The sequence below is a fragment of the Lysobacter soli genome (genome assembly GCF_009755585.1).
Taxonomy (GTDB): Bacteria; Pseudomonadota; Gammaproteobacteria; order Xanthomonadales; family Xanthomonadaceae; genus Lysobacter_J; species Lysobacter_J soli.
In genome coordinates this window covers 183,547-195,793 of record NZ_CP046603.1, presented here as the reverse complement: position 1 = coordinate 195,793, position 12,247 = coordinate 183,547, and the positions used below count along the sequence as shown (strand labels likewise).

At 67.6% G+C, this 12,247-nt stretch carries 9 protein-coding genes; 5 read left to right on the top strand and 4 right to left on the bottom strand.

Annotated elements, in window-relative coordinates; genetic code table 11:
- From pgl to eda, 3 genes are read left to right on the top strand one after another with little or no spacing between them, the layout of a single operon-like run.
- Entirely contained in the window at positions 1-750 is a 750-nt protein-coding gene (gene pgl, locus GOY17_RS00845; RefSeq protein ID WP_115842780.1) for a 6-phosphogluconolactonase, read from the top strand.
- An 8-nt stretch (positions 751-758) separates the two neighbouring features.
- The gene (edd, locus tag GOY17_RS00840) at positions 759-2,585 is read left to right on the top strand and encodes a phosphogluconate dehydratase (RefSeq protein ID WP_157028904.1); all 1,827 of its coding nucleotides are present in this window, start codon (positions 759-761) and stop codon (positions 2,583-2,585) included.
- Between the two features lie 38 nt (positions 2,586-2,623).
- A complete protein-coding gene (gene eda, locus GOY17_RS00835) occupies positions 2,624-3,250 on the top strand; it encodes a bifunctional 4-hydroxy-2-oxoglutarate aldolase/2-dehydro-3-deoxy-phosphogluconate aldolase (protein ID WP_157028903.1) in 627 nt (208 codons plus the stop codon).
- 191 nt (positions 3,251-3,441) lie between these two features.
- On the opposite strand, the gene GOY17_RS00830 is transcribed toward eda, so the two are convergent.
- From GOY17_RS00830 to GOY17_RS00815, 4 genes are all read right to left on the bottom strand, one after another.
- The gene (locus GOY17_RS00830) at positions 3,442-3,807 is read right to left on the bottom strand and encodes a cupin domain-containing protein (RefSeq protein ID WP_115842783.1); all 366 of its coding nucleotides are present in this window, start codon (positions 3,805-3,807) and stop codon (positions 3,442-3,444) included.
- A 195-nt stretch (positions 3,808-4,002) separates the two neighbouring features.
- A complete protein-coding gene (locus tag GOY17_RS00825; RefSeq protein WP_115842784.1) occupies positions 4,003-5,316 on the bottom strand; it encodes a peptidase MATCAP family protein in 1,314 nt (437 codons plus the stop codon).
- 146 nt (positions 5,317-5,462) lie between these two features.
- Entirely contained in the window at positions 5,463-6,494 is a 1,032-nt protein-coding gene (locus GOY17_RS00820) for a LacI family DNA-binding transcriptional regulator (protein ID WP_115842785.1), read from the bottom strand.
- A gap of 125 nt (positions 6,495-6,619) precedes the next feature.
- Positions 6,620-7,930, bottom strand: a complete 1,311-nt coding sequence (locus GOY17_RS00815) for a sugar MFS transporter (protein WP_157028902.1) — start codon at positions 7,928-7,930, stop codon at positions 6,620-6,622.
- A gap of 323 nt (positions 7,931-8,253) precedes the next feature.
- On the opposite strand from GOY17_RS00815, the gene GOY17_RS00810 reads away from it, so the two are divergent.
- Positions 8,254-9,312, top strand: a complete 1,059-nt coding sequence (locus GOY17_RS00810) for a glucokinase (protein WP_232338494.1) — start codon at positions 8,254-8,256, stop codon at positions 9,310-9,312.
- Between the two features lie 160 nt (positions 9,313-9,472).
- On the top strand, positions 9,473-12,148 hold the full coding sequence (locus GOY17_RS00805; protein ID WP_157028901.1) for a TonB-dependent receptor: 2,676 nt from the start codon (positions 9,473-9,475) through the stop codon (positions 12,146-12,148).
- Positions 12,149-12,247: the final 99 nt, after the last annotated feature.

The window sequence follows — 12,247 nt, the reverse complement described above, 5'->3', positions numbered from 1 at the left end:
ATGCCCTTCAAATCCGCACTTACGGAGCGATTGACCGTGCTGACACCCGATCCGTTGCCCGTGCGCGAGCATCTGTTCGACGACAAGGCGCAGCTCGCCACCGCGCTCGCGAAAGCGGTCGCCGCCGATCTGCGCGGCGCGATCGCGCGCCGTGGTGCGGCGCGGCTGGCCGTGTCCGGCGGCACCACGCCGCGCGCGTTCCTGACCGAACTGTCGAAGCAGACGCTCGACTGGGCGCACGTCACGGTGGTGCCGGTGGACGATCGCTGGGTCGCACCGGACCATCCGCGTTCGAACGAGCGGCTGCTGCGCGAAACGCTCTTCCAGGGCGCTGCGGCGCAGGCAACGCTGCTGCCGCTGCGTCGTCCGACCGCGACGCCGGAAGCCGCGCTGCTGCCGGTGCTCACGCAGGTGGCGAACGAAGCGCTGCCGCTGGACGTCGTCGTGCTCGGCATGGGCGATGACGGCCACGTCGCGTCGCTGTTCCCCGACCTCGTGCGTCGCGACATCGGCCTGCAACCGCGCGGTCGCGCGCCGGTGCTCGCCATCCGCACGGCGTCGCAGCCCGAGCCGCGCATGACGCTCACGCTCAGCGCGATCTTCACCGCACCGTCGCTGTACCTGCATATCGAAGGCGCGAAGAAGCGCGAAGTCCTCGACAACGCCGCGCGCGACCCGCGTTCGACGTTGCCGATCCGTTCGGTGCTGTCCGGCGCGCCGGCCGCACCGATGCTGTACTGGAGTCCGTAGACACGATCATGTCGAACCTGCATCCCGTCCTCGCCGAGGTCACGCAGCGCATCCGCTCGCGCAGCGCCGACCGACGCGCCGCGTACCTGGCGCGCATCGACGCCGCCTGCGGTCGCGGCCCGCACCGCGCGACGCTGTCGTGCGGCAACCTCGCCCACGGTTTCGCCGCGTGCGGTACCGACAAGGCCGCGCTGCGCGGCGGCGTGTCGCCGAACATCGCGATCGTCAACGCGTACAACGACATGCTGTCCGCGCACCAGCCGCTGGAGCGCTTTCCGTTCCTGATCAAGAACGCCGCGCGCAACGTCGGCGCGACCGCGCAGGTTGCGGGCGGCGTGCCCGCGATGTGCGACGGCGTGACGCAGGGCCGCGCGGGCATGGAGCTGTCGCTGTTCTCGCGCGAGGTGATCGCGCTGTCCACCGCCGTTTCGCTGTCGCACGACATGTTCGACGCCGCGCTCTACCTGGGCGTGTGCGACAAGATCGTGCCGGGCCTGCTGATCGGCGCACTGAGCTTCGGGCATCTGCCGGCGATCTTCGTGCCGGCCGGGCCGATGACGTCGGGGCTGCCGAACGACGAGAAATCCCGCGTCCGCCAGCGCTATGCGGTGGGCGAAGCCACGCGCGAGGAACTGCTGGAAGCCGAGGCGCAGAGCTACCACGGCCCGGGCACGTGCACGTTCTACGGCACGGCCAATTCCAACCAGATGCTGATGGAGCTGATGGGCCTGCACCTGCCGGGTTCGAGCTTCGTCAATCCCGACAACCCGCTGCGCGATGCGCTCACCGCCGAGGCCGCGCGACGCGCCGCGGAGATCACCGCACTCGGTGACGATTACCGCCCCGTCGGCCGCATCATCGACGAGCGCGCGATCGTCAACGGCGTCGTCGGCCTGCATGCAACGGGCGGTTCGACGAACCACCTGCTGCATCTCATCGCGATCGCCGCGGCCGCCGGGATCGAACTGCGGCTTGAGGACTTCGACGCGCTGTCGTCGATCGTCCCGCTGCTGGCGCGCGTGTATCCCAACGGCAGCGCCGACGTGAACCATTTCCACGCGGCCGGCGGCCTGGGTTTCATGATCGGCGAACTGCTCGACGCAGGCCTGCTGCATGGCGACGTCGAAACCATCGCCGGCCCGGGCCTTGCGCGTTATCGCGTCGAAGCGCGCCTGGCGCCGGAACAGCGCATCGAATACGTGCCGGCTACCGGACGCAGTGGCGATCCCACGGTCCTGCGTCCGGTGGCCGAGCCGTTCCGCCCCGACGGCGGCCTGCGCGTGCTGCACGGCCCGCTCGGCACGGCGGCAATCAAGGTCTCCGCGGTGCCGGAAGATCGCTGGGTCATCGAAGCGCCGGCGCGCGTGTTCTCCGACCAGACGCAGGTGAAGGGCGCGTTCGATCGCGGCGAACTCGATCGCGATGTCGTCGTGGTGGTGCGATTCCAGGGCCCGCACGCGAACGGCATGCCGGAGCTGCACCAGCTCACGCCGACGCTCACCGTGCTGCAGAAGCGCGGCCATCGCGTCGCACTGGTGACCGACGGCCGCATGTCGGGCGCATCGGGTCAGGTGCCGGCGGCGATCCACGTCAGCCCCGAAGCGGCGGTGGGCGGCCCGCTGGCGAAGGTGCGCGATGGCGACATCGTCCGTGTGGATGCCGTGGCGGGAACGCTGCGGGTGCACGTGCCGGCAGAGGAATGGGATACGCGCGAGAACGCGACGACGGACCTCACGCCCAGCCACTTCGGCATGGGGCGCGAGCTGTTCGCGGTGTTCCGCAACGCGGCGGCGCCGGCGCACATGGGCGGCGGGATCTTCAACCCGGTCGCCTGACGCCCTGGCTACAGAAACAGTTTCATTCGGAGAACAAGATGGGCCTGCTCGAATCCGTACTGCACGTTGCGCCGGTGATGCCGGTGGTGGTGATCGAAGATGCCAAGCACGCGGTGTCGCTTGCGCGCGCACTCGTGGCCGGCGGCATTCCCGCCATCGAGATCACGCTGCGCACCCGCGCCGCACTCGACGCGGTGCGCGCGATCGCCAATGAAGTCGACGGCGCGATCGTCGGCGTCGGCACCGTGCGCAAGCCGCAGGATCTGAGGGACGCCGAGGCCGCCGGCGCGCGCTTCGCGGTCTCGCCTGGTTCGACGCCGGACCTGATCGCCGCCGCGAAGGATTCCGCGCTGCCGTGGCTGCCGGGTGCGGGCACGGCAAGCGAGGCGATGACGCTGTCCGAACACGGTTTCATCTTCCAGAAATTCTTCCCGGCCGAAGCCGCCGGTGGCGCGCCCGCGCTGCGCTCGCTGCACGGCCCGCTTCCGGAGATCCGCTTCTGCGCCACCGGCGGCATCGGCGCGCACAACGCGCGCGATTACCTGGCCACCCCGAACGTCGCCTGCGTCGGCGGCTCGTGGCTGACGCCGTCGCGCCTGGTCGCGGCGGGGGAATGGGGCGCGATCGAAGCGCTGGCGCGCGCGGCGACGCTGCTTCGGGCGTAAGCGCTCTGCTGCGCTTCCTTCTCCCTTCGGGAGAAGGTGCCCGAAGGGCGGATGAGGGGCAACGGAGCGGCAAGGCAGAACCGTAGTGCGGTACTGCACTGCGGGTTTTCCACTATCGCTCCGTCACCCCTCACCCCAACCCCTCTCCCGTCGGGAGAGGGGCTTTTCATGCTTCACGCACAACATCGTCCCTACTTCTTCTTCAACTCGATCACGAGCGTCCGCACCGGCGTCTTGCTCTCGTTCGTCGTGTCGTGTTTCACCGGCGCGCTCCAGGCGACGTCGCCCGCCTTGCGCGTGAGTTCCTTCGTCGCGCCGTCGGCACCCACCTGCTTGGCGGTACCGCCAGTGAGGAAGACGACCAGCTGATCGGTGGTGTGCTCATGCATGCCGGTGCTCGCACCCGGCGGCATGTTCAACTCGATGACGCGGACGTCGGCGTTGTCCAGCACGACCTTGGCGTGCTTGCCGGCGGACTGCACCAGGTCCTGCGCGGGGGCGAAGGCCGGCAACAGCAGCGCGCACAGCGCGATGCACGGCGGGGTAAGGCGTTTCATGATGGAACCTCCCTGCTCATGGCGAGCGGGGCGTCCGGCTTCAGGGCATGTCGCGGGGCATGTCGGGGAGCATGTGTCGCAAGCTCGGCCGTCGGGCGCTCGCCATAAGGCCCGACGAAAGGATCCCCGCGCGGGTCGGGTGGCCGCACGGGCTTCGATGCAAACGCGCGTGGCCTGCGTAACCGGCCACGTCGATCACTCGATTCCGGATTCCTCGATCAGCTCGTCCTCGAACGCCACGAACCGCTGCAGGTCCAGCCGGTCCAGGCGCAGGCGCTGCGTCGCGGTGGAGAACGCCATCGTCGCCAGCACGCGCTGCGGGTCGCGCGCCCAGGCCGGCACGTACAACGGTGGCGCGATCAGGCCGTTCTCGCGGTACGGCGCCAGTTCGATCACATCCGCCGTCGTGAGCCGGCCGGCAAACAGCATCGGCAGCAGTTCGCCGCGACCTTCCTGCAACGCCTTGCGCACGAACACGTGCACCAGCATCACGCCTTCCAGGTACGCGCCGTCCTTGGTGAAGGCCACGCGCCCGCGCACGTCGCCCCCGCGGAACACGCGTGCGGCGCTGCAGAAGCTTTCCTTCTCGCTCTGCCCGGCGTCGAGGAAGCCCTTGAACACCTCGATGAAATCCGCACCATCCAGCGCCTGCTTTACCATCACCACGCGCAGCGCGATGCGACGCAGGCGCGCGATGTCGAGCGCGCCGGTAATGATCTCGGAGAACGTCGCCAGGCCTTCCTGCACGCGCGTGGTGCGCGGCGCGCCGATGCCGAGCGAATGCACGTACGGCTGGTGGATGCCGTTGAGCAGCGTCGCGGTATGGATGAAGGCTTCGTGCTCGACGAGCTGGTGCAGGTCGCGTTCGGAGAACATCGCGCTGGAACGCAGCTTGATGCGGCGGCTGCCGGCGGTCGCCTTCGACGGCAGTTCCGGATCGAGCACCACCTCGACCTTGTCGTGGTGGAAGAACGGATCGATGTGCCCGCGCAGCAGGCGCGCGAAGTCCTCGGCCGGGATGTCGGCCGGCACGTCGGGCAGCAGGCGGTCGGCGATGAGTTCGTCGGTGATCGCCAGCACCTCGCGTGCGCTGTCGACGTTGGTGATGTCCTGGCTGCGATAGCGGAAATCCGGCCGCCCGTAGAGCAGCGCCGAGCAGCGCGTGAATTCCGGCGAGCCGATCGCGCCGAGCATCTGCGCGGCGACGTTGTAGCTCCACGCGGTTTTGTAGAGCCAGCGGCCGACGGGATGGCGGCGGTCGATCTCGCGCATCAGCGCGCGCAGGCCCTCGATCGTGGAGGACAGGTCGACGGGCACCGTCGGCGGCTGCGGCAGTTCGGGCTGGCCGCGGCGCCATTGTTCGAGGAACTTCGTCTCCAGCGAGGCCGGCCAGCCGATCGCCTTGAGCACGCAGACCTGGCGCCCCAGCGCGACCAGCGCACGGTCCTGTTCCAGCAACCGGGCGATCCCCGGCTCGTCCAGCACGGAAGGCTTCAGACTCGCATTCATGGTCGACCCCGATCGATGCGCCCAGCTGCGTAGCAGAGCACCGGGATCGTTTCGCGGCCGTGAGATTCGGGCATCTTTCGGCTAGGGCTTTGGGGCACCCCACCCCCCTCCCGATGGGAGAGGGGCTCAAGCATTGCGGGGACGTTTTACGCCTTCGGCCGCGGCGGGGCCGTCGAACCGCGCACGACCAGCTCCGGGCTGAAGCCTTCGTTCGGCGACGCCTTGGGAGCGTGTTCGCGGATTTCCTGCAGCAGCCGGTGCGCGGCGTGCCGCGCGATGTCCTGCGTTGCCTGCTTCGCCGTCGTCAGCGCCGGCCAGCTCTGCTTGGAGAACGGGCTGTCCTCGAAGCCGGCGATGGACAGGTCGTAGGGCACGTTCATGCCGCTGGACTTGGCGGCTGCCAGCACGCCGGCGGCGATCTCGTCGTTGCTGCCGAAGATCGCGGTCGGGCGATCGGGCAGCGCGAGCAGGCGGCGCGCGCCGCGGAAGCCGTCATCGAAGGAGTAGTCGCCTTCGACCACCAGCTCCGCATCGAGCGGGATGCCGTACTCGCGCAGCGCGTCCTCGTAGCCCTTGTAGCGCTCCCACGACGAACCGTGCGACTTGCCGCCCCACAGGAAGCCGATGCGGCTGTGGCCGAGCTGGATCAAGTGCTCGGTGATGTCGTACGCCGCGTCGCGGTCGTCGACGTAGACGCAGGCGCTGCCGTCCTGCGGATCGGCGGCCGCCGACACGATGCGCACCAGGTTCACGCCGTGCGCGATGAGTTCGGTCACCAGCTCGTTGCGCTCTGACATCGGCGGCGCGAGCACCAGGCCGGCCAGGCGCGAATGCTGCACCAGTTCGATGAGCTCGTTCGCCAGGTTCGGCGACGACGAATCGCAGGGATGGATCTGCAGGCCGTAGCCGGTTTCGCGGCACACCGACAGCACGCCGTTCTGCACGGCGATGACGTAGTAGGGATTGGGGTTGTCGTACACAAGGCCCAGCGCGTACGGCTGCGCGCTGCGCAGGCTGCGCGCCGACGGATCGGGCTGGTAGCCGAGTTCGGCGATGGCCTGCCGCACGCGTTCGCGCGTGCGCGCCTGCACGCTGGGTTCGTCGTTGATGACGCGAGAGACCGTCTTGAGCGACACCTCGGCGCGCTCTGCAACGTCTTTGATCGTGGGTCTGCGCACCGTAGCCTCGCGTGGTCCCGTCTTCATGGCGGTCCAATGAGAACGACTAGCCTAACCAGCGCCACCGGTGATGTGAATCACGTGCGGTGGCGTCTGGTACGTGGCGTCATTCGTTGATCGAACGATCAGCCGTGCTGCGAGGCCGTCGCGCCGTTCACCACGTCGTGCCGCTGACCGGCTTTGTGGCCGCGCAGTGCGAAGTACAGGATGTACAGGTAGCACGGCACCATCAGCACGACGAACACCAGCTGGAAGTCGTAGGCCTGCTTGAGGTGCACGAACAGCTGCGGGATCACCGCGCCGCCGGCGATGCCCATGATCAGCAGCGCCGAACCGTATTCGGTGAAACGGCCCAGGCCCTGGATCGCCAGCGGGAAGATCGCCGGCCACATCATCGCGTGCGCGAAGCCGAGCGCGGCGACGAAGCCGACCGACACGTAACCCTTCGTCAGGAACGCGCCGATCGCCAGCAGCGCGCCCAGCACCGCCGAGAAGGTGAGATATCGTTCCTGCGAGACGAAGCGCGGGATCGCGATCAAACCCACCACGTAGCCCAGCAACATGCCGAACAGGGTGAACGAGGTGAAGAACTTGGTCGCGTCCACGGGCAGGCCGAAGCCCTGTCCGTAGGTGCCGATGGCATCGCCCGCCATCACTTCCACGCCGACGTACACGAAGATGCACAGCGCGCCCAGCCACACGTGCGGGAACTGGAACAGGCTCGTCTTGCGCGTGGCGCCGGTGTCGCCATCGGCGTTGACGTCTTCGGCCTTGATCTCCGGCAGCGGCGAAAACACGATGCCCACCGCCAGCAGCGCGAGCAGGCCCGCCATCACCATGTACGGATCGTGGATGCGCGCGGCGAACTCGTTGAGCAGCTGCTCCTTCGTCGCGGCATCGGCGTTGGCCACCTGCGCGGACAGGTCGCCCATGCCGTGCATCACCAGCGTGCCGATCACCAGCGGCGCGAGGATGCCGGCGACCTTGTTGCAGATGCCCATCACCGCGATGCGCTGCGCCGCGCCTTCGATCGGCCCGAGGATGCTGATGTACGGGTTCGACGCCGTCTGCAGGATCGCCAGGCCCGCGCCGATCACGAAGATGCCGGTGATCGCGCCGCCGTAGACGCGCGCCGTCGTGTACTGGCCGAACACCGCTGCGCCGATCGCCATCAGGAACAGGCCGAGCGCCATGCCCTTCTTCATGCCGGTGAATTTCAAGATCACCGACGAGGGCAACGCGAGCACGAAGTACGAGATGTAGAACGCGAACGGAATCAGGAACGCCGCCGACTCGCTCACGTTGAACGCGAGCTTGGCGAAGGTGATCAGCGGGCCGTTGAGCCAGGTGACGAAGCCGAAGATGAAGAACAGCGCGCCGATGATCGCGATGGACCCGTAGTGGCTGCGCGACGCGGTGGGCGTGGACGTGGACATGCGGATTCCCCTCCCAAGGAATGCGTTCGAGGATGGCGCCGGTTGACCTGGACGACATCCGGTGGCGCAACGTTGTCACAAGTTCTGTCCGCAAGCCAGAGAACCCCTACAAAGTCCTGTTGGTGCGGCGCGGAAGGCGTTTCGACCTGCTGCGACGCAGCAAAAATGGCCGTTCGTCGGATCTGACACCGGTGTTTCTGACAATTTCGTAACTTCCGGTTGACAACGTTGTCAGGGCCGCGCCAATCTCGGCCGCGCCGGCTGGGAGCCGGTGCGAGCGGAGGAACCATGCGGTGGGATACGAAGGAAGCACGAGCCCGGTCATGCCACGCGAACGCGCAGCGCCTGCGCGCCGTTCGCGGATGAGCGCCGTGCCGCCGCTGACGCAGGTCGAACCCCGCTTCCTCGCCGCCGATGTCGGCGGTACGCACACCCGCGTCGGCCTGGTCCGTCCGGGCGGAGCGGACGAGTCCGACGTCGTCGTCCTGGCACACCACAAGTACGTGTGCGCCGATTACCCAAGCCTGGGCGCGATCCTCGCCGAGTTCATTTCCAGCCACAGCGCGTGTGCGGGCATCGACCGCGTCACGATCGCTTCCGCCGGCGTCGTGCTGGACGACGTGGTCATCAACGCCAACCTGCCCTGGCGCATCTCGCTGTCGGAGCTGCGCAGCCAGCTGCGCCTGAGCGAGTTGCACTACATCAACGATTTCCAGGCCGCCGCGCATGCCGCGCAATGCATGGACCCGGCCGATTCGCTGCTGCTCACGCCCGGCGTGAGCGCGGCGGCGACCGGTCCCGTGCTGGTCGTCGGCCCCGGCACCGGCCTGGGCGCGGCGGTGCGCATCCCGCATCGCGGCGGCACCGTCGTGCTGCCGACCGAAGCCGGCCACATCGCTTTCGCGCCGGGCAACGCGCGCGAGACGGCGATCCTCGAATGGACCCGCCAGCGCGGTTTCTCGCATGTGCCGACCGAGCGTTTCGTTTCGGGTCCCGGCCTTGTGAACCTGTACGAGGCGATCTGCGCGATCGACGGCATCGAGCCGGAGCTGCGCGCGCCCGCCGCCATCACCGAAGCCGCCCGCCGCCTGGACGCACCCGCGCGCGAAGCCGTGCTGACCTTCTGCGCACTGCTGGGCAGCACGATCGGCGACCTCATCACCGTCAGCAGCGCCAAGTCGGTGTTCATCGCCGGCGGCATCCTGCCGCAGCTGAAGGATTTCCTGCCGCACAGCCAGTTCCATGCGCGATTGCTGGACAAGGGCGTGATGCACGCCGCGCTGGAACGCGTGCCGGTGCGATTGATCGAGAACGACCGGCTGGGCGTCATCGGCGCCGCCAGCTGGTACCTGGAACATCTGTCTCAAAGCAGCCAGTCGTAACGCGATTCGTCCATGTGCGGCGGCGCGCGAGCGCCACCGCGAAGCACGCAGGAATACGGCCACGCGTCCGTGCGCGTCGGTCAGGAAACGGGCTCCGCAGACGTCGGCAAGCAAGAACCGGCACTGCGGGGTCGTACATCAACCCGTGGGAGGGAGAGCAATGAAGCTTCGCAAAACAGCACTATCGGCCAGCATCGTCTTCGCGCTGAGCATCGGCGGCAACGTGGCCGCGCAGACCGCGCCGGCTTCCAGCCAGGAAGCGACCGACCTGGACACGGTGGTCGTCACCGGCATCCGCGGCGCCCAGGAAAAGTCGCTGGACACCAAGCGCGACGCGCAGTCGCACATCGAAGTGGTCACGGCCGAAGACGTCGGCAAGCTGCCGGCGCACAACGTCGCCGACACCCTGCAGCGCCTGCCGGGCGTGAGCATCAGCTCCTCCAGTGCGAACGAAGGCGGCTTCGACGAGAACGACCGCGTCAGCCTGCGCGGCACCAGCCCGAGCCTGACCCAGACGCTGGTCAACGGCCACACAATCGGCAGCGCCGACTGGTTCATCCTCAGCCAGACCGAAACCGTGGGCCGCAGCGTCAGCTATTCGCTGCTGCCGTCCGAAATCGTCAGCCAGGCGGTGGTGAACAAGACCTCGCAGGCCAAGTTCGTCGAAGGCGGCGCCGCCGGCTCGGTGAACGTGATCACCCGCAAGCCGCTGGACTTCGCGAACCAGATCTCGGCCGAAGGCTCGATCGGTGACGTCTACTCCGACCTGCCGAGCAGCACCAAGCCGCAGGTCAGCGGCCTGTTCAACTACAAGAACGACGCCAACACCTTCGGCTTCATGGCGCAGGCGTTCTACCAGGAACGCGAGCTGCGTCGCGACGGCCAGGAAATCGTCGGCGGCTTCTCGACGATCGCGCCGGACGCGCCGGTCGTGGCGACCAACCCGGACCTCGCCGGCGTGATGTACCCGAACCTTCCGGGTTCGGCCTACTTCACCCAGACGCGCGAGCGCATGGGTGGCCTGATCGAACTGCAGGCCAAGCCGAGCGACGATCTGACGCTGGGCCTGAGCGCGTTCTACTCCGACATGGACGCGAAGAACTACAACCGCAACTACATGTTGTGGACCGGCAACTTCGTGCCGAACCAGGCACCGCTGCCGGGTTACGTGATCGAGAACGGCACGCTGGTGAAGGCCGACTACGCCGCCGATCCGTCGGCGCCGGGCTACGGCATCTACGACATGATCTCGCGTCCGGAATCGGCCGCTAAGACCGGCTACACCACCTTCGACGCCGCATGGGACATCAACGAGTCCTTCTCGCTGAAGACCCAGATCGGCTACACGAAGGGCCAGGGCGAGACGCCGACGCAGAACATTGCCGAGGTCGTCACCGGCCGCAGCGGCGGCGGCTGGCAGGTTCGCGGCACCGACAACACCGTCAACTGGTACCTCAACAATCCGTCCGGCCCGACCACCGACGGCTTCGGCACGTGGGGCATCCAGTACTACGACGTGATCGACAAGGAAACCTGGATCACCTCCGACGCGACCTGGTTCAGCAACAACGGCGTGCTGTCGTCGGTGGACTTCGGCGTGCGCTACGCCGACCACACCCGCGAAGTGAACAGCCCGTACGGTTCCGACCCGGGCGACATCGCCGGCGCGCTGGAGGGCACTTCGCCGGGCTTCTATCCGGGCGACTTCGGCAGCGGCCTCGGCGGCTCGTTCCCGGGCCCGGGCGTGTGGTACTTCACGCAGAGCGCGCTCGAGCAGGCGGTCAAGAACAACTCCACCGTCCGCAAGGACGGCGCCCGCCACAACTACGGCAGCGAGTTCAACATCAACGAGGAGAACACCGCGCTCTACGTGCAGGCGAACTTCTCGGGCGACAAGTGGAGCGGCAACGCCGGCCTGCGTTACGTCGACATCCAGCAGGACATCCAGTTCTGGCGCGGACTGGGTAGCGACGCGACGATCACGCCGGACGTGTCGAGCCTGTTCGGCAACTTCGTCAACGTACGCCAGAACAACAAGCACGACCGCGTCCTGCCGAGCGTCAACTTCCGCTACAACTTCGCCGACGACCTGATCCTGCGCCTGGCCGCGTCGCAGACGATGACACTGCCGGATTACTCCGCGCTGGCCGGCGCCGTGTCGCTGTCGAACCTGACGCACACGGGTACGGCGGGCAACCCGGACCTCGAGCCGATCATCTCGACCAACTTCGACGCGTCGCTGGAGTGGTACTTCACCGAACGTGGCCTGCTGGCCGCGAGCCTGTTCTCGATGGACCTGGACAACTACGTCCGCTACGCCACCGAGACCCGCAACTACGTGAACGACCAGAACGGCCAGGTCGAACCGTATGAGGTCACGCTGCCGATCAACAGCGACGGCAAGGTGCGCGGCATCGAGCTGACGTACGAGCAGCCGATCGGCGACTACTTCGGCATCTCGGCCAACTACACCTACGCCGATGGCGAGGCCGACGTCCCGGCGGGCGACGATGCCACCGACGCACTGGTGGGCACGTCGAAGGACACCTGGAACCTGTCGGCGTTCTTCGAGAACGACCGCTTCAACGCGCGCGTGGCCTACACGTACCGCTCCTCGTTCTACCACGGCATGCTGCGTGCGAACGAGTACTTCCAGGACGACTTCGGCACGCTGTCGGCGTCGTTCGGCTGGAAGGCGACGGACTGGATGTCGATCACGCTCGACGCGCTCAACCTCAACGACCCCACGCTCAGCTACTACGTGGCCGACGGCCACCCGCAGGCGTTCTACAACAACGGTCGCCAGTACTATCTGAACTTCCGCTTCAAGTACTGATACGCCGCTGGTCCAGGGTGTAAGCAAGACAGCGGGCCCGGTCATGCCGGGCCCGCTTGTTTCCGGCGCCCGCGTGGCGCACGCGACAGGAGAGTGAGG